The 16,603-nt window shown below is 70.7% G+C and carries 21 protein-coding genes and 3 pseudogenes; 12 read left to right on the top strand and 12 right to left on the bottom strand.

From position 1 onward, the window contains the following. The first annotated feature begins 229 nt into the window (after positions 1-229). A complete protein-coding gene (locus DRB89_RS22945) occupies positions 230-1,318 on the top strand; it encodes a sialidase family protein (protein WP_112450145.1) in 1,089 nt (362 codons plus the stop codon). Between the two features lie 33 nt (positions 1,319-1,351). Here DRB89_RS22945 and DRB89_RS22940 read toward each other — a convergent pair. From DRB89_RS22940 to DRB89_RS22930, 3 genes and pseudogenes are all read right to left on the bottom strand, one after another. Next, positions 1,352-2,704 (bottom strand): annotated as a pseudogene (locus DRB89_RS22940) (von Willebrand factor type A domain-containing protein); the annotation flags it as partial. Positions 2,705-2,834: 130 nt separating this feature from the next. Further along, positions 2,835-3,230 carry a DUF2267 domain-containing protein gene (locus tag DRB89_RS22935; RefSeq protein ID WP_112450182.1) on the bottom strand — a complete coding sequence of 132 codons (396 nt, stop codon included), beginning with the start codon at positions 3,228-3,230 and terminating at the stop codon, positions 2,835-2,837. A gap of 110 nt (positions 3,231-3,340) precedes the next feature. After that, positions 3,341-3,775, bottom strand: coding sequence for an Hsp20/alpha crystallin family protein (locus DRB89_RS22930; protein ID WP_112450181.1), 435 nt, complete (start codon positions 3,773-3,775; stop codon positions 3,341-3,343). Between the two features lie 130 nt (positions 3,776-3,905). Between DRB89_RS22930 and DRB89_RS22925 the strand changes: the two genes are divergently transcribed. Continuing rightward, positions 3,906-4,583 carry an HSP18 transcriptional regulator gene (locus tag DRB89_RS22925; protein WP_112450180.1) on the top strand — a complete coding sequence of 226 codons (678 nt, stop codon included), beginning with the start codon at positions 3,906-3,908 and terminating at the stop codon, positions 4,581-4,583. Positions 4,584-4,661: 78 nt separating this feature from the next. On the opposite strand, the gene DRB89_RS22920 is transcribed toward DRB89_RS22925, so the two are convergent. The 4 genes from DRB89_RS22920 to DRB89_RS22905 form a co-directional block, all read right to left on the bottom strand. Further along, a complete protein-coding gene (locus DRB89_RS22920) occupies positions 4,662-4,883 on the bottom strand; it encodes a hypothetical protein (protein WP_112450179.1) in 222 nt (73 codons plus the stop codon). A 184-nt stretch (positions 4,884-5,067) separates the two neighbouring features. Further along, positions 5,068-6,099 (bottom strand): iron-containing redox enzyme family protein, encoded by a 1,032-nt coding sequence (locus tag DRB89_RS22915; RefSeq protein ID WP_112450178.1) that lies wholly within the window; start codon positions 6,097-6,099, stop codon positions 5,068-5,070. Next, complete coding sequence (locus DRB89_RS22910) at positions 6,096-6,356, bottom strand: CDGSH iron-sulfur domain-containing protein (RefSeq protein ID WP_239516293.1); 261 nt, start codon at positions 6,354-6,356, stop codon at positions 6,096-6,098. The genes DRB89_RS22915 and DRB89_RS22910 overlap by 4 nt, the downstream gene beginning before the upstream one ends. Next, positions 6,340-7,026, bottom strand: a complete 687-nt coding sequence (locus DRB89_RS22905) for a HemK2/MTQ2 family protein methyltransferase (RefSeq protein ID WP_239516292.1) — start codon at positions 7,024-7,026, stop codon at positions 6,340-6,342. The genes DRB89_RS22910 and DRB89_RS22905 overlap by 17 nt, the downstream gene beginning before the upstream one ends. Positions 7,027-7,455: 429 nt before the next feature. On the opposite strand from DRB89_RS22905, the gene DRB89_RS22900 reads away from it, so the two are divergent. The 7 genes and pseudogenes from DRB89_RS22900 (at position 7,456) to DRB89_RS43105 (ending at position 12,195) form a co-directional block, all read left to right on the top strand. Further along, on the top strand, positions 7,456-8,184 hold the full coding sequence (locus DRB89_RS22900; protein ID WP_112450177.1) for a VOC family protein: 729 nt from the start codon (positions 7,456-7,458) through the stop codon (positions 8,182-8,184). A 147-nt stretch (positions 8,185-8,331) separates the two neighbouring features. Next, positions 8,332-9,531, top strand: a complete 1,200-nt coding sequence (locus DRB89_RS22895; RefSeq protein WP_239516291.1) for an aromatic acid exporter family protein — start codon at positions 8,332-8,334, stop codon at positions 9,529-9,531. 128 nt (positions 9,532-9,659) lie between these two features. Beyond that, complete coding sequence (locus DRB89_RS22890) at positions 9,660-10,283, top strand: NAD(P)H-dependent oxidoreductase (RefSeq protein WP_112450175.1); 624 nt, start codon at positions 9,660-9,662, stop codon at positions 10,281-10,283. 396 nt (positions 10,284-10,679) lie between these two features. Beyond that, positions 10,680-11,024, top strand: a complete 345-nt coding sequence (locus tag DRB89_RS22885) for a hypothetical protein (RefSeq protein ID WP_162688691.1) — start codon at positions 10,680-10,682, stop codon at positions 11,022-11,024. Between the two features lie 87 nt (positions 11,025-11,111). Then, a pseudogene (locus DRB89_RS22880) lies at positions 11,112-11,555 on the top strand (SDR family oxidoreductase); the annotation flags it as partial. Positions 11,556-11,754: 199 nt separating this feature from the next. Beyond that, positions 11,755-11,988 carry a DUF6479 family protein gene (locus DRB89_RS22875; RefSeq protein ID WP_112450173.1) on the top strand — a complete coding sequence of 78 codons (234 nt, stop codon included), beginning with the start codon at positions 11,755-11,757 and terminating at the stop codon, positions 11,986-11,988. 42 nt (positions 11,989-12,030) lie between these two features. Continuing rightward, positions 12,031-12,195, top strand: a complete 165-nt coding sequence (locus DRB89_RS43105; protein WP_162688690.1) for a hypothetical protein — start codon at positions 12,031-12,033, stop codon at positions 12,193-12,195. Positions 12,196-12,388: 193 nt separating this feature from the next. On the opposite strand, the pseudogene DRB89_RS46365 reads toward DRB89_RS43105, so the two are convergent. The 3 genes and pseudogenes from DRB89_RS46365 to DRB89_RS22865 form a co-directional block, all read right to left on the bottom strand. Beyond that, positions 12,389-12,493 (bottom strand): annotated as a pseudogene (locus DRB89_RS46365) (DUF4235 domain-containing protein); the annotation flags it as partial. Positions 12,494-12,501: 8 nt separating this feature from the next. Then, positions 12,502-12,981, bottom strand: a complete 480-nt coding sequence (locus DRB89_RS22870) for a DUF3618 domain-containing protein (RefSeq protein ID WP_112450172.1) — start codon at positions 12,979-12,981, stop codon at positions 12,502-12,504. Next, positions 12,978-13,391, bottom strand: a complete 414-nt coding sequence (locus tag DRB89_RS22865) for a phage holin family protein (RefSeq protein WP_112450171.1) — start codon at positions 13,389-13,391, stop codon at positions 12,978-12,980. The genes DRB89_RS22870 and DRB89_RS22865 overlap by 4 nt, the downstream gene beginning before the upstream one ends. A gap of 286 nt (positions 13,392-13,677) precedes the next feature. Between DRB89_RS22865 and DRB89_RS22860 the strand changes: the two genes are divergently transcribed. Continuing rightward, complete coding sequence (locus tag DRB89_RS22860) at positions 13,678-14,259, top strand: DUF2231 domain-containing protein (protein ID WP_112450170.1); 582 nt, start codon at positions 13,678-13,680, stop codon at positions 14,257-14,259. Here DRB89_RS22860 and DRB89_RS22855 read toward each other — a convergent pair. Beyond that, a complete protein-coding gene (locus tag DRB89_RS22855) occupies positions 14,223-14,378 on the bottom strand; it encodes a hypothetical protein (protein ID WP_162688408.1) in 156 nt (51 codons plus the stop codon). The two genes, DRB89_RS22860 and DRB89_RS22855, sit on opposite strands and share 37 nt — an antisense overlap. A gap of 92 nt (positions 14,379-14,470) precedes the next feature. On the opposite strand from DRB89_RS22855, the gene DRB89_RS22850 reads away from it, so the two are divergent. Both DRB89_RS22850 and DRB89_RS22845 read left to right on the top strand, forming a co-directional pair. Further along, positions 14,471-14,632: a hydrophobic protein gene (locus DRB89_RS22850; RefSeq protein ID WP_112453653.1), complete on the top strand. Its 162-nt coding sequence runs from the start codon at positions 14,471-14,473 to the stop codon at positions 14,630-14,632. 368 nt (positions 14,633-15,000) lie between these two features. Beyond that, positions 15,001-15,369 (top strand): PRC-barrel domain-containing protein, encoded by a 369-nt coding sequence (locus DRB89_RS22845; RefSeq protein ID WP_112450168.1) that lies wholly within the window; start codon positions 15,001-15,003, stop codon positions 15,367-15,369. A gap of 69 nt (positions 15,370-15,438) precedes the next feature. Here the strand turns inward: DRB89_RS22845 and DRB89_RS22840 are convergent, their stop codons facing one another. Then, positions 15,439-16,284: a peptide ligase PGM1-related protein gene (locus DRB89_RS22840; protein WP_112450167.1), complete on the bottom strand. Its 846-nt coding sequence runs from the start codon at positions 16,282-16,284 to the stop codon at positions 15,439-15,441. Positions 16,285-16,603 lie beyond the last annotated feature (319 nt).

Here is a 16,603-nt window from a genome sequence, read left to right as displayed (position 1 = left end):
TCCAGAGGTGACCGGACGCGCACCGGGGATCGGCGGCTAAGTACGAGATTCACCGTACTACGAAATCTCTCGTAGTACGAGACTTGCCGTAGTACGAGACCTGCCGTAGTACGAGAGTGGCCGTACGACTGGACCCGCCCCGCGCGCGGCGACCGGCCGCTGTCAGTGGCCGGGTGCAGACTGGCCCAAAGGCTGCCGTGCAGGACAACGACGTCCGGAGGTGTCGGCCATGACCGACGTGGTATTGCTCGCGGGAACCCGCAAGGGGCTCTTCATCGGCCGCCGGAGCTCCGGCGGCACCTGGGAGTTCGGCGAGCCGCATTTCAACGCCCAGGCGGTCTCCGCCGTCGCCATCGACCGGCGCGGTGCGGCGCCCCGCCTCCTGGTCGGCGGGGACAGCGCGCACTGGGGCCCCTCCGTCTTCAGTTCCGACGACCTGGGCGCGACCTGGCGGGAGCCCGCCGCAGCCGCCGTGAAGTTCCCCCAGGACACCGGCGCCTCCCTGGAGCGGGTCTGGCAGCTGCATCCGGCCGGCCCCGAGGCCCCGGGCGTGGTCTACGCGGGGACCGAGCCGGCCGCCCTGTTCCGCTCGGCCGACGGCGGCGATTCCTTCGAGCTGGTCCGGCCGCTGTGGGAGCACCCGACCCGGGACAAGTGGGTGCCGGGCGGCGGCGGCGAGGGCCTGCACACCGTGGTCACGGACCCGCGCGACGCGGATCTGGTCACCGTCGCAGTCTCCACGGCCGGCGTGTTCCGCACCACGGACGGCGGGGCGAGCTGGGCCCCGTCCAACGACGGGGTCTCGGCGGTCTTCCTGCCCGATCCGCATCCCGAGTTCGGGCAGTGCGTGCACAAGATCGCCCAGGACCCCGGGAACACGGACCGGCTGTACCTGCAGAACCACTGGGGCGTCTACCGCAGCGACGACGCCGGGGGCCGCTGGACCGACATCGGCGCCGGGCTGCCCTCGGACTTCGGCTTCGCGGTGGCCGCCCACCCGCACCGGCCGGACACCGCCTACGTCTTCCCGCTCAACGCCGACTCCGACCGGGTCCCGGCGGAGCACCGCTGCCGGGTCTTCCGGACCCGGGACGCGGGCGCCTCCTGGGAGCCCCTGACGAAGGGGCTCCCGGCCGGCGACCACTACGGAACGGTGCTGCGCGACGCGCTCTGCACGGACGACGCGGACCCGGCCGGGATCTACTTCGGCAACCGCAACGGCGAGCTGTATGCCAGCCAGGACGACGGGGACAGCTGGCAGCTGTTGGCCGAGCACCTCCCCGACGTCCTGTGCGTACGGGCCGCCGTGCTGGACTAGCCGGTCCGAGCCGGTCCGAGCCAGGTCCGGCCGTCAGCCGGTGAGGCGGCCGGCCTGGCTCACGGCCTGCGCCAGCCGGCGCACGTCGGGGTCCTCGGTGCGTCCGGCCACCCGGTCCGCGTGCCCGGCCAGGGTGCCCAGCGGCAGCGCACCCGGCAGCCGCTCCCAGCCGCCGTCCCGTTCGCGCAGCGCGGAGGCGAAGTAGGCGGCCACCGCGGTGACCTGGAGGCGCGGCGGCGCCTCGGTCCACAGGTCGCGCCACAGCGCCGCCGCTTCCACCCGGCCGGACTCCTCGTGCGCCACCCGGGTGCGCGGGTCCAGCCAGCGCACCGTCGCCGTCGCCAGGTGCCCGGCCGCGCCGGGGCGCAGCCGCACCGCGTACAGGGCGGTCACGGTGTGCCCGGAGCCGACCTCGCCGCCGTCCACGCTGTCGTCGCGGAAGTCCTCGTCGGCGACGCGGCGGTTGTCGTAGCCGATCAGCCGGAACCGCTCGACGGCCTGCGGGTCGAAGGCGACCTGCGCCTTGGCGTCGCGCGCCCGCAGCTGCACCTGTGCCGGGAGATCGTCGCAGAAGACCTTGCGCGCGCCCTCGACGTCGGAGACGTCGGCGGTGTGGCCGTCGCCTCGGTCGGCGAGCCGCTCCATGAAGGCGTCGTTGTACTCGCTTCCCACGCCCACGCCGAACAGGGTGATCCCGTGCTCCGTGCGGGCCGAGGAGATCCGCTTCAAGATGGCGTCGGCGGAGGTGGCGCCGGTGTTGGCCAGGGCGTCGGAGAGCAGGACGACCCGGTTGGTGGCGCCGGGCCGCACCGCCTTGACCGCGACGTCGTACCCGCGGGTGACGCCGGCCTCCACGTTGGTGGAATCGGCGGTGGTCAGCGCGTCGACGACCTCGTGGATCCGCTCGCGGTTGCCTTCGACGCGGGTCATCGGCAGCCGGGTCCGGGCCTTGCCGCTGAAGGTGACGACGGCGACCGAGTCGTCTCCGCGCAGCCGCTCGGTCATCAGGTTCATGGAGCTGCGGACGAGGTCGAGCCGGCCGGGCTCGGCCATGGAGCCGGAGACGTCCACGACGAAGGTGAGGGCCGCGGGCGGCCGCCCGGCCTCGCCGCCCCCGGTGTCCGCCCCCTGGTTCGCGGAGCGGGTGGCGAGTCCGACGCGGACCAGCGCCCAGTCGGGGTCGGAGGTACGGGCTCCGTCGACCGTGACCGAGAAGCCGTCCCCGGCGGGCTCCCGGTAGTGCTGCCGGAAGCTGTTGACGAACTCCTCGGGCCGCACGGTGGCGGGGTCGGGCAGTTCGCCGTCGGCGAGGGTGCGCCGGGCGTACCCGTAGCTGGCCGTGTCCACGTCGAGCGCGAAGGTGGAGAGGTAGTCGGCGGGCGGTGCGGTGGAGAGCCTCCCGTCGCTCTCGCCCTCCGTGTAGCCCCCTCCGGCGGAAGGGGCGGCGGGCCCCGGCCGGGCCTCGCCGCCCTGCCACCCCCGGTCGGCGTTCGCCTTCTGATGGGGTCGTGTGCGGTCAGCTGGGCTGGGGGTGGCCGAAGAGGAGGTCGTAGCCCGGGGGCAGCTGGAGCAGGACCTCGCGGATGAGGACATCGCCCGCGGCGGTGGCCGCGGTGGACAGGACCGCGCCGATGTCCCACAGGGCCGTCTTCTCGGAGGCTCCCTCGATCCAGGCCGCGGCCGCCCGTACGAAGCGCTCAGGCGAGAGGGGTTCGGCGGCCTGCAGGGGGTTGAGGAGGATCAGGGCGTAGGTCTCGGGCAGCCGGGCCGCGAGCTCGGCCCGCACGCTGCCGACCAGATGAGCGCCCAGCAGAGCCAGGACGACGCGAGCGACTCGGTCTGCTTCTTCCGTTGTTTCGTACTCGCCGCGTTCCTGGACGTGGGCCAGGAACGACTCCCTGCGCATCGACATCACGGCACCTCCGAGAAGGCGTGAAGGGGCGAAAAAGGGGGTGCGGAGGGCGGGGTGCCGGAGGGGGATCGGCTCTTCCCGCCCTCCGCTGCCGGCTGGTGCGGGCGGGCTCAGCCGGAGATCTGCTTGCGGCCGGACTCGCCGCCGATGCTGATCTTGCGGGGCTTGGCGCGCTCGGCGATCGGGATCCGCAGGGTCAGGACACCCGCGTCGCAATCGGCCTGGATGCGCTCGGTGTCCAGGGTGTCGGCCAGGACGATCTGGCGGGAGAAGACACCCAGGGGCCGCTCGGAGAGCTCCACCTTCACGGAGTCGGCCTTCGCGACCGGGCGGCGCTCCGCCTTCACGGTCAGCATGTTCCGCTCCACGTCGATGTCGATCGCCTCGGTGCTCACGCCGGGGAGGTCGAAGGCGATCACGTACTCGTCGCCCTCACGGTAGGCGTCCATCGGCATGACCGACGGCTTCGACCACGTACCCGAACTACCCGACAGCTGCTGGACGATCCGGTCCATCTCGCGGAACGGGTCAGTGCGCATCAACATCGCGAAACACCTCCAGTTGGTTCAGGCAGAAACTGCCAATGCGCTTCAACGTGCATCCGTTGTAACATGTCATCGAAACGATGACAAGCAGGATGTCACCTGGAGGGTGACAGAGCCGTGGAGAGTGCCCATGAACGAGTACGCCGAGTCGCTCTCACCCCTCTCACCCCTCCCCTTCGTGGCCGCCGCCGCGGCCCTGGAAGCCATCAACCAGGCCGTACGAGGCGCCCAGGATCCGCGCGCGGGCACGCCCAGGGACCGGCTGGAGCCCGCATCGGACACCGGCCCGGACTCGGCGCTGGCCGCGCTGGTCATGCTGCGCGAAATCCGCGAGGAGCTCGCCGGCTGGGAGAGCGGACTGATCGAAACCGCCCGCGAACACGGTGCGAGCTGGGCCGACCTCGCAAACCCCCTCGGGGTCGCCAGCCGTCAGGCCGCCGAACGCCGCTACCTGCGCCTGCGCCCCGGCACCGCCGGGAGCACCGGCGACCAGCGCGTCCAGGCCACCCGCGACACCCGCGCCGCCGACCGCACCGTCACCGCCTGGGCCCGCGAGAACGCCGCCGACCTGCGCCGCCTCGCCGGCCAGATCACCTCCCTCAGCGGCCTCCCCGCCGACGCCGAGAGCGCGGTCGGCGACCTGAACCGGGCCCTCGCCGACAACGACGCCTCACACCTCGTCCGCCCACTGGCCGACACCCGGCCCCACCTGCGGCCCCAAGACGCCGAACTCGCCGAACGCATCGACACCCTGACCCGACACACCGACCAGCTCCGCCAGGACACCCACGACCAGCGCAACACCTGACCCTCACCCTCCCGTACGCATTCGGGTCATCGTCCCAGCGTCCACTGAAGCGGTCGGTCGACCGGACGAGTCGCCCGATCAGGCTGCGGCTGTGGTGCGCGCCAGTTCGCTCACCACATCGGTCAGGTGCCCTCTCCGTAGATGGGCGGCGCGCTGCCGCGCGGCTCCGCCGCCGGAGCGCCGCAGCCGGTCGAACAGCTCGGCCGCGAGGTCCAGGTCCCCGGACGCAGCCAGCCCGGGAGCCGCGCGTTCCAGCAGTCGCTCCGCCAGCAGCAGGGCCGGTACGTGCTCTCCGCGCACGGGATCGAGGCCCTCGCCGGTCAGCCCGCGGTGGGCTGCCAGGGCGTGGGCTCGACTCGCCCTGCCACCCCCGCTCCGTCGGCTCCTGGAGCTCAGCGGAGTGGCGGCGACGCTTCGCACCACGGCGGACGTGGAAGCGGCGCGACGGGCCCGAGGCCGTCGCGCCGCTCCGTGACGGCACCCTCTACTGCTCGGGCAGGGGCGTGCGCAGTGCACTTCGTCCGTGGTCCCAGGCTTCGCGGATGTGGCTCGCGAGCCGGTCTTCGAGCAGGGCGGTTGCCGCGCATCCGAACGCGATGTCCTCTTCGAGGTCCGGTTCGTCGGCGAGGAGGCCACCGATGACTTCGTGGCGTACGACCTGTTCGTGGACGGCGTCGGCCTCGACGTGCTCGGCGTAGAAGTGCTCGGCGGCGGGGCCCGCGCCGCAGCGCCGCATGGCCTTGGCCAGGCGGCGGGAGCCGGGTGAGGAGGTGACCTCGACGCAGGCGAAGTGGCCGACGAGCGCTCCGCGCAGGGCCCGGTGCAGGCCGAAGAGGGACATCAGGTTCACGGTGGCGAGCAGCGGCGCCGGGCCTTGCTCGAGGTAGCGGCCGTAGGCGGGATCCAGGTCGAGGTCGGCCATGAGGTCGGCGAAGAGCCGTGCGTGAATGCGGTCGGCGTGGCCGGCGCCGAACTCGTCGTACTCGATGGCCACCATCGCGGCCTTGGCCCGCCCGGTGAGCCGCGGGATCACCCACGCGTGCGGGTCGGCCTCCTTGAGGTGGTAGAGGGAACGCAGGGCCGCGTATTCGCGCAACTGCCAGAGCTCGCCGTCGGTTTCGAGGTGGTGGCTGAGGCTGTCGGAGAGGTCCACGGGCTCGACGAGGAGCGGGGCGAAGGCTTCCTCGACGGACCGGGGCGCGTCGGACAGCTCGGTGCGCAGGGCGTGCAGGAAGCGGTCTTCCATGGCCTGGCGCAGGCGCAGCAGGTCCGGGTCCCATTCGCGTGCGTCCTCCACCTCCGCGAAGCCGCGGTAGTGCAGTTCGTACAGCACGTAGAGGGCGAGCTGGAGGTCTTCGCCCCACGGGTCGGCCTTGAGCACGTCGCCGGGGGCGTACACCGGCGGGGTTCCCGTCCGCAGGGCCCGGGTGACGGCGTCGGAGAGTTCGCCCCGCCCTTCGACGAGCCGGGGGCCGCGGGCGGTCACGGTGCTGGTCGGGCTCGGAGGACGGGTCATTCCGGGTTCCTGTTCTCGGGCGGTGGCGCGGCTCGTTCGCGGCGCCGGTGGCTGGTGTCGCACCACGGGTACGTACGGCTGCGGCGGCACGTGCAGAGGGCGACCATGAACCGGTCGGACCGGGCTACCGTCCCGTCGTCCAGGACGAACTCGACCGGGCCCTCCACCAGGACCGGGCCTCCGGGCTCCAAGGCCACCCGCCGGGCATCCGCTGCGCCGGGGACCGGGCACGGCCTGGGATCAGGGTCGTTGGGCACGGATGACCACCAGCTCCTCCCATTCGTCGGCTTCCGCCGCGAGGCCCTGCTGTTCCAGCCAGGATCGCCGCGACCGCAGGACGGGGCCCCAGGGTACGGATGCCGTCGCCGTGACCTCAGGGTCCAGCCCTGCCCCCGCCAGCCGATCGAGGGTCTCTCCGGCACCGCACAACCCCGAGTGCACCATGAGCAGGATTCCGCCGGGCCGCAGCAGTGTCGAGGCGTCCGCGCAGATCCGGTCGATGACCGCCCGCCCGTCGAGTCCGGCGTCCCAGGCCCGTTCCGGGCCGTGCGAGGGCGGTCGACTGTCCGGGGCGGGGACGTACGGGGGGTTCGAGAAGACGAGGTCGAAGCGTCGTCCCGTGGTGCGTGCTTCGAAATCCCCGTGCAGGACGCGCAGGGGAAGGCGGTGGATCCAGGCGTTCAGTCGCGCTGTGGCCACCGCGGGCCAGGACACGTCGACCGCCGTGACCTGGGCGCCCCTGGTCGCGGCGTGCAGGGCCAGGGCGCCGGTGCCCGTACCGATCTCGAGGACCTGGGTATGCGGCCCGACGTCCTCGTGCGTGAGGGCCGCGGCGAGGAGCCGGGTGTCCGCCTGGGGCTGGTACACGCCTGGCAGGGCCACCAGGCCGCCGGGCAGCGAGGCCGAGGAGAGAGCAGTACTGGGCACCCGTACCTCCGATTTCGCTGTAGGTCGCCGAGCGAGTCACAGCGATTGATGAGGTATTGCGCCTGCCCCGTCCCGGTCGCCCCATCCGAAGGCGCGTCGATCTTCGGAGGATCAGACCAAAAATGGACCGCCGTTCCTCGATTCCCACAAGCCGTCGCGTCGCGCACGAACGTACGAGAGAGCGATTGGGGCTTGATAATTTGGACGGCAGGATTCGGAAGCGGCACATCCCGAGATCGGCATACGCACGGCTGCCAAGGCGGCGCGCGGACGAAAGCGCTCGCCGGGCGGGCGCCCCGCTTGACCGACCTCACCGACCGACCGGGGCTACCGTGGAAAATCTCGAACGAGGTGAGCACAATGAGGCGGCCCATAACCGTGTCCACATCAAGCCACGAAGCCACCGGCGCACCCTGTTGGGTGAGTCTGATGACCGGGGACCTCGTTTCCGCTCAGCGGTTCTACGGTGCCGTGCTGGGCTGGACGTTCCGACGGACCCGGCTCGGCGAGCGGTTCTCTTTCGCTTTTCGCGACGGCGCTCCCGTCGCCGGTTTCGGGGCTCTCGCCGACGATCCCCCGCTGCCTACCGCCTGGACACCGTACTTCGCCGTCGATGACGCCGACATGACCGCGGCGCGCATCCGCGAGCGCGGCGCCACCGTGGCCGTCGGCCCGCTGTGCTTCGGTACGGGCCGGGCCGTCCTGGCGGCTGATCCCGACGGGGTCGTCTTCGGGCTCTGGCAGGGCGAGATCCTCAGGGACTGGCGGGTGGGCCGCGGTACCGCCCCCGCCTGGCTCGAACTTCGTACCCGTGATGCCTTCGCCGCCGCCATCTTCTACGGGGAGGTCCTGGACTGGGCCGGCTCATCACCCCAGTCCTGTGTGGTGGCCTACGAACACGACCACGTCGTGTTGCGCCACGGCAACGACACCGTGGCACGGATCAGTGGCGGAGCGGTGGACGCGGATCCCGACCCACACGTTCGCCCTCGGTGGCACGTCTATTTCCGGGTGCCCGACTTGGAGGCCGCTGTCGAAGCGGCCGGCATCGCGGGCGGCAGGATCGTCTCCCCCGTGGAGACTTCCAGCGCCAGCCGATGGGTCACCCTCCGCGACCCGGAGGGCGCCCTGTTCACCGTCCTGGCACCACAGGGGTGAGCCGGAGTCGTGCAGTTGGCAGCCATGGCCGCAAGGTGCCCGAGCCTCAGCTCGCAACTCCCCGAAGGCTTTGTGACGTTGATCCGAGCGTCGGGCGCGGTCGGCGGGGCAGGCGCGCACCGGAGGTGGTCGATCTTGCCCGGACGGGTGGATGCGGCGCGAAAGATCCGGTCGGCGGCCACGGAGCGGGTCGCCTATCCGCGCCGCGCGGTGCGGGGAGCCGGGAGCGAGCGGGACGAGGTCGTGCTCGGGGCCAAGACCGTGGTCGCTGCGATGGCGGCCTGGGTCCTGGCGCGCTACCTGCTACCGCCGGCGGTTTCGACGTTCGCGCCGTTCACCGCGCTGGTGGCACTGCAGGCCACCGTGTACCGGTCCGTCCGCGACTGCCTGCAGTACGTGCTGGCGATGGCGGCGGGAGCCACGCTCGCCGCCACCCTGGCGGCCGTGGCCGGCATCCACGGATGGACCTTCGGCGTGCTCACCCTGATCGCACTCTGCATCGGCAGGACCCGGCGCCTGGGGCAGCAGGGCACCCAGGTCACCATCGTCGGCTTCTTCGCGTTCTCCTCAGGCCAGGGACAGATCGGCTACATCGGCCACCTGGTCGCGTCCGTCGGCATCGGCGCGCTCTGCGGCCTCGCCGCCCACCTCGTCCTCGCGCCCGCCCGGCACACCGACCACAGGCAGCAAGCCGTCACCGCCCTCTACACCACCATGGCCCAGCGCCTCAACGACCTCGCCGAGACCTTCGAAGCGAACGATCCCGACCGGGACCACCTGCGCCAGTGGCGCCGCGACTGGCGCAGGCTCTCCGCCGAATCCGAGCGCATTCGCCACGGCATCGAAGCCGAGATCGAGAACGGCCGCATGAACCCGCGCCGGACCGTCAGCGGCGCCGGCCAAGCCCTCCCCCGCGCTCGGGAAGCGATCACCGTCGCCGAACGCAGCATGGACCATCTGCGCTCCATGACGCGAACCTTGGACTACGCCATCGACAGCGGGGAATTCGGGAATCTCCCGGCCGCTTTCCGGCCCGGGTTCAGCGCAGTCCTGCGTGCCGTGGCCACCGCCGTGGAGGAGATCGGGCGGGTGTCCCCCACCGATCCGGACCTCCTCGACACGAGGATCGACGAAGCAGCCGCAGCGCTCGACCTGGTGCAACAGCACGAACGGACCGCCCCGGAAGCCTCCCCAGCCGTACACGCCCTGCAGGGCACGCTCCTCACGGATGCCGGGCGCCTCCTGGCCGATCTCCGCTCGGGCCGGCAAAGCCTCGCCAGGACCTGGGATCCTCGATTCGACGTGGCCCCGCGTGCCGTGTCGGCGGGGACGGGGCAGGCGGAATGAGGGAGACGTCAGCCGCTGAGGCAAACGAGGGCCCTGAAGCCTTGAGCGCCGACACACCCCCGGACAGCAAAAGGGATGAATGGGACCGCTTGCCACATCAAAGCGGGGTGCGGGGGTAGCCGAGCACCATGGACCCCCAGAAGAACACTCCGCTCCGTGCTGTCGCGCTCGTCTGCACCCTCTCGCCCTCCCCCGCCCCGTCCAGCTCCCAGCTGCTGGCCGAACAAACCATGGCCGCCCTCTCCGAGCACGGCGTCACGGGCAAGACGATCCGGATCGCCGACCACGACGTGAAGCCCGGTGTGAAGACCGACATGGGCGACGGGGACGCGTGGCCGGAGATCCGGGACACGATCCTGGGCTGCGACATCCTGATCCTGTCGACGCCGATCTGGCTCGGCCACGCCTCCAGCATCGCCCAGCGGGTCCTGGAGCGCCTGGACGCCGAGATCTCCGAGACGGACGACGAGGGCCGCATGCTCACCTACGGCAAGGTCGCCGCGGTCTGCGTGGTCGGCAACGAGGACGGCGCGCACAAGGTCAGCGCCGATCTCTTCCAGGGCCTCAACGACGTCGGCTTCTCACTCGCGCCGAACGCCGTCACCTACTGGGTCGGAGAGGCGATGCAGGGCACCGACTACCAGGACCTCGAGAAGACACCGGAGAAGACGGCCGGCACGACGGCCACTCTCGCCGCGAACACCGCCCACCTCGCCCGCTGCCTCAAGGCGGCCCCCTACCCGGCGAGCTGACCCACGGCCCGCCCTCGCCTGCCCCCGGAGACCGGAGACACCTCACGAAGCTGTGCGTCAAGTTGACGTTGCGAAGCACGCTTGGGCTGCCCGAAGAGGGATGTTGACATGGCAAGATACGAGGCATGACCATCCGAAAGGCCCATGCCTCGTAAGCCCCCTGGCCGACTCCGACACGAGTCGTCTCATCACGGCCAACAGTCCCGCTCCCGGGCAGTGGCTGCGCCCTTCCGGGACTCCCCGGCCTTCGCACCTGAATCTGCATGCGGACAGGTGCACCGTGACGCGCTGATCTCGGCGGACCTGTATGAAGCCTGGGGGCCCCTGGCCTCCTTGCTCTACGGGCACCCGCCTAGCAGTCGAAGATCGTCGATGTTTGTCAACTGCACTCGACTGATGTGGGCGAGCCCGTTCAGCCCGTGGGCACGTCTACGAGAGCTACTCGGCGAGCGCGGGCTGACCATCTCCACCGCAGTCCTCGTCTACCTCTTTCCTGACGGCCCCGAGTCGGAGACTGGTGTCGTTCTGTCAGACGGGGGTCGTGTCTACGAGTTCGACCTCGTCTACAACCGGATGAGGGAGGGAAGCGACCGCGACGCCGTGATCGAGCACTGGCAGGACATCACGGGCCACTGGCAGGTCCACCCTCTTCGCTCCGAGATCGCAGACGCGTTCATTTGGCGCCCCCCAGCACGGCGTACGTGCCTTGACTTCGCTGAGGAGACAACTCAGGCCAGCTGATCACCGCCTCACGCTGCCTGCGGCGCCTGCTCCGCGGTGGTTGAGAAGGCCGTGTGTTCATCGAAGACTTTGCGGTGCTGGAGGCAGATCGAGGCGATCACCACGGAGCAGTTCGACCGGGTGATGAAGACCAACCTGTACGGGATGTTCTGGCTCTCCCGCGCGGCCCTCGCCCACATTCCGCGGGGCGGATCGATCATCAACACCGCTTCGGTGCAGGGCTACCAGCCCAGCCCCCACCTGCTCGACTACGCGATGACGAAGTCCGCCATCATCTCCTTCACCCACGGGCTGGCGCAGATGCTCGCCGAGCGCGGCATCCGCGTCAACGCCGTCGCCCCGGGGCCGGTCTGGACGCCGTTGATCCCGGCGACCATGCCCGACGTCACGGAGTTCGGCAAGCAGTCGCCCCTGGGCCGAGCGGCCCAGCCGGCGGAGATGGCACCCGCCTACGTCTTCCTGGCCTCACCCCAAGCCAGTTACATCACCGGGGAGATCGTCAACGCCACCGGTGGCACACCCCTCCCCTAACCTGCCGCGCTCGAGTGCGCAGGTCGCCTTGTCGGCGATGTTCCGCTTCTCCGCATGAGCGATTCACCGGCCTTCTCGAACTGCTTGAACAGATGCGCGACCGCCTTGCCGCCCGCTGGAATACGCCGCGCACGCACACCGTCAGAGATAAACCCGCCCTACGCCTGCTATGGCCGCGGATCGCGGGTAGGCGCCGCTCATGACTGCTATCGAAACACTCGCGGCCGAAGGCCAGGCCTCGCTCTTCCTCATGTTTGCCGGAGTGGTCCTGGTCGTCCTTCTGATCGGTGCGTTCTGGTACGGGAGCCGACGCAGACGCCGGGATTCACCGCCGGCCGAGCAGCCTCCCGCCGCGCAGCGCCGCGAGGACTCCTGGCAGACCCCGGAAGAGCATGCACGCGATGAAAAGGACCAGGAGTATCCCCGACCGTGACGCGGATGCAAGCCGCGTCACGACGGCTTCACCGGAGGCAATGTGTTGCACACGGAGAACGACCGCATCAGCTATCACGATGGACGGCCTGACCTGCAGAAGGGGCGGATAGAGGAAGTCCGCGACGAGGGCCCCCATGCCGTGTACCGGGTACGTAACGAGGAGACCAACGAGATACAGGTCATCACCCAGGGCCAGATCGACTGAAGCATGCGCCTCCACTGACCGTCATGAGCCGTGAGTTCCGGCGCCCTTGAGCGCCGGCCGGACGATCGGCCCGCCCCCAGGCTCGAGCGGGCCGATACCAGGTCATTCGCCTCGCGGCCATACGGTCAGCGGGGTGCGGACGGTCAGGGCGGCGCCGGCCGGATCGCGGAAGAGGGCCGGCGCCGCCGGTGACTCAGCCCGGCCACGTGCCCGTCAGTCCGCGTACCACCACGGCGCCCGACCGGTCGACCGGGGCCTTGACCACAGCGAAGATCGCTCCCTGGATCGCTGCCTGGATCGCTGCCTTCACCGACGACGAGCGCGGCTACGGCGCACCAGGACGAACACGATGATCACAGCGCCGCCGATCAGGAGCGGAGTGCGGTTCACCCGGGCAACCGTCGCGGCCTGGCCGGCCTTCTCCAACAGCGGGTGGGGGGTCTTGTCCGCCGCGTACTGTCCGGCTCGGCTCGCGCTGCCCCACACCTGGGCAGCTGCCTGGGCAGTCTTGTCCAGGACGGGGTCGGGGGTCTTGTCCTTCACCATCTGGGCGGCCTGCCCCGCCTTCTCGCGGATCTGGTCGACGATCAGGGAGGCCTTCTCGGCAGTCTGCTGCTTCATGGCGGCGGTCTTCTCCTTGGTTCGGGCCTTGACGTCGGCCTTGGCGGCCAGCGCCTCCACGGTCTGTCCGAGTTCGTCGCGAGTGCGCTCGACCTTCTCGCGCAACTCCGCGGGGGTGAGCGTCTCGGAATGCGTGCCGGGTGCGGATCGAGAGTGGTCGTTCATCGGTGTGCCTTCTCCTTGACCTCGGCCAGGTCGGCCTTGACGCTGTTCAGGGTCTGTTCGGGAATCGGGGCGCCGGCCTGTGTGATCCAGCGCTTCCCGACCAGCGCGGTCGCCGTGGCCACCGCCGCGAGCACGCCGGAGATGGCGAGGGCTGCCACCCATACCGGCAGGACCAAGGCGAGGGCGGCAATGCACGTGGCCAGCAGGGCCTGGGCGGCAAAGAGGCCCAGGACGCCCGCCGCGGCGAAGAGACCGCCGCCCGTCCCGTAGCGCTTGCCCTTCTCCGTCATCTCCGCACGGGCCAGCTGCATCTCTTCACGGACCAGCTCCGCGATCTGCCGGGAAGCGCGCGAGACCAATGCTCCCGCCGAGTCCTCTGCCACTGGGCTCTGCTGCTGCGTCGGGCTCATGGCCGAGAGCCCTGGGCGGGCTGGTGCCGGGCTGCGTAGCGAGCCGTCATCGCGGATCCTCTCGTTGAGATGTGCATGCCGTGGTCGAGGCGCGCTTACCCCGCCATCGCCGCAACACCCACCCCATGAGCAGGAGCTCTGTGCGCGTCAGCGCAGCAGCGGGCAGAAGCCGGCCCGGATCAGGTCGGCGCCCGGGTGAGCAGCTCTCCGCCGTGGGTGGGCCTGTCGTTCGGGTGCACTCGGGGCCGGCGCGGGATCGCGGCGTGGCAGCGGGTAGGCGTGGTGTATGAACTCACGCACCCTCGACACCTCGCCCACGGCTGGGCAGACCGCGGCCCTCGACACCGCCTCGGCGTGCTGGCTGAAGACCCTGGACCGGCTCGAGCGGACGACGGTGGCCGATCCGGCCATCAGGGTGCTGCAGCGGGGGATCCGCTCGCTCCCCCTGGGTGGCATGCGCGATCTGTTGCGTGGCAGGCCATTGGGCCATCCCCTGCACCCCGTGCTCGTGCAGGTGCCCATCGGCTGCTGGCTGTCGGCTTCGGTACTGGACTTCGTGCCCGGGGCGCAGCGCGCGACGACCACCCTGACCGCCGTCGGGCTGGCGGGCGTCGCCCCGGCAGCGGTCGCCGGCTGGGCGGACTGGGCGGATCTGCCGCCGAAGCAGGCCCGGGTCGGTCTGGCCCACGCGGCCTCCAACGTGGCTGCGGTGGCCTGCTACACCGCGTCCCTGGCGGCGCGGCTCCGCGGCCGCTCCGCGAAGGGCCGGCTGTGGGCCCTGGGTGGGATGGCTGCCGTGGCCGTCAGCGGTGCGCTGGGTGGGCACGTGGCCTACCGGCAGGCCGTCGGAGCGCACGCCGCGACATGAGGGAGCGCGTCGCCGAGTTCGAAGTCCGCGGTCCCGGTCAGCTGGTGGAACCCGTAGAGGTGGCCACGGGCCCGCTCCGTGGTCTCCAGCGCCTTCGAAAGCGCGTCCAGAGCGCGCATTTCTTTCCCGGCCACCAGGACCGGAAACACATGGGAATCGAATACATGTCTTGGGTGCGGTCGGGCACACGGTGTTTCGGAGGTTGATAACTATGGTTCCCCTGCTTCTCGTTCTTCTGCTGGTCCTGATCCTCTTCGGCGCGGGTTTCGCGGTGAAGATTCTCTGGTGGGTGGCTATCGCGGTCCTGGTCCTTTGGCTGATCGGATTCGTCGCCCGCCCCAAGACCGGTAGTGGCCGCTGGTATCGCTGGTAGCCGTACGACAAAGCGCAGTTCCGACACTGCATGGCGGTGGCCGGTCACCCCTTCCCGGGTGACCGGCCACCGCCATGTCGTCGTCGGCGGGCCTTCACCAAAACGGAGTAATGAAGCCGTACATCGGGGGCACCCCGATTTCAGTCGGGACGGTCGCCGTGACGCGGCAGGGGACCTGCTCACCTCCCATGACCGACGGCCGCCCCCGGTCCCGCATGTGGATCCGGGTGCGTGAAGTCGAAGAGACAGGGCAGGCGAAGACCAGGCGGAACGCAGTACGACCGCCGAGCACGACGTACGGAACAAGGAGGATCGGCGGAGAATCCACTTTGCGCCGTCCCCCGTTGACCGGAGGAGTTGTTTTTCGCGTGACTGAGCATGTGTGGAGTTACCAGCCGACCTCGGGCCACCTGGCCGGCACCGATCTGACCGGATACAAGGTCGAGGCGACCGACGGCAGCATCGGCAAGGTCGACAAGCACTCCGACGAGGTCGGTGACGCCTACCTGGTGGTCGACACCGGCATCTGGATCTTCGGCAAGGAGGTCCTGCTCCCGGCGAGCACCGTGGTCCGGGTCGACCCCGAGGACAAGAAGGTCTTCGTCGACCGCACCAAGGAACAGATCAAGAACGCCCCCGAGTTCCACCGCGACAAGCACCTCGGCGACGCCGGATACCGGGAGGAGCTGGGCACGTACTACGGCACCGGCGCCCCCTTCGGCGGCCGCCCCGCCTGATCGCTTCCCCCTCACGACGACGCCGGTCCCGGCACCCTCTTGGGTGCCGGGACCGGCGTCGTCGTGAGGTCAGCCGCCCTCGAATTCGAAGGCCTCAGCCAATGCGGCTTCCTGCTCGACCACGTCGCCGGCGCTCCCGGCGATCACCGCGTACCGCCAGGAACGGCCGTCGGGCGGCTCGTCCGCGTAGAGAACCACGCCCTCGCCCCGCTCCGGGTCGAACGCCAGGCGGGAAGCACGCAGCCGGGCGAGCGCCTCGTCGAAGTCCATGGGACTCGGGGTCCAGCCCTTGGACACCGCCCACGCCGGGCGTGCGTTGGTCGATCCCCCAGTCAGCCGGACGACCATGCTGTGGGGTGTGGTGGTGGCCGTACGGCGGATGTTGCTCTCGCTCGCGTACGCGACGCCGTCGGTGTCCACCAGCGCGTCGAGCCCGAAGGGCCCGGCATAGCCGTGGTCGGCCAGATGGCGGCCCAGGGCCGTCCCCCACTCCTCCAGCTCGCGGGCCACATGCGCGCAGGACGGCGGCAGCGGGGAGACGTACCCCGTGAAGGAGCCCCGCACCGTACGCATCGCACCGCTGAAGACCACGCGTGGCCCGGCGCTGGTGACCTCCAGCTGGACACTGGCCGACGCGGCCACGTCGAGGCACTCCTCCACCACCCACAGGCCCTCGGGCCCGCCGACCGGATCGAGCCGCAGGACCGCCCCGCCCCTCAGGTCCTCGCGGGACACGAAGCGCAGCCCGTGCCCTCCCGCCGACCGGTCGGGCTTCACCACGACACGCCCGTGGTCGCGCAGGAGCTCGCGTACCAGGCCTTCGACCTCCGGGCGCCGGCACGTCCGCCCCGCCGGCAACCGCATGCCCAGCCGTCCGGCCGTCTCGCGGAAGCCGATCTTCGTGTTGAGCAGCATGGTCGTCGTCAGGGCGGCCTCGGCCGCCTCGACCGTGGGGTACGGATGGACCGCGCCTCCGTACGCACCTGATGGCGGCCCGGCGTGCCGTCGGCGCCGCCCTACGGGCACACGACGAGGAGGCAGAACGCGAAGCCAGGCGCCGCGTGCACACGGCAAAGGTCGCCGTCGGGGAACGCGGCATCCCGTGGTGGGACCAGACCAGTGCGGAACGCCGGGCTCGCTGGCTGGAGGGACTCGCGACGCTGGACGGGGAACCGGGTCAGGGGTGAGCCGAAGCGAGCGCGACACGTGCGGAGGGACTCGGTCGTTGACAGCA

Source organism: Streptomyces sp. ICC4 (assembly GCF_003287915.1).
Lineage (GTDB): Bacteria > Actinomycetota > Actinomycetes > Streptomycetales > Streptomycetaceae > Streptomyces > Streptomyces tritrimontium.
The sequence above is the reverse complement of the archived record's forward strand: the minus strand, read 5'-3'. Positions and strand labels throughout refer to the sequence as shown.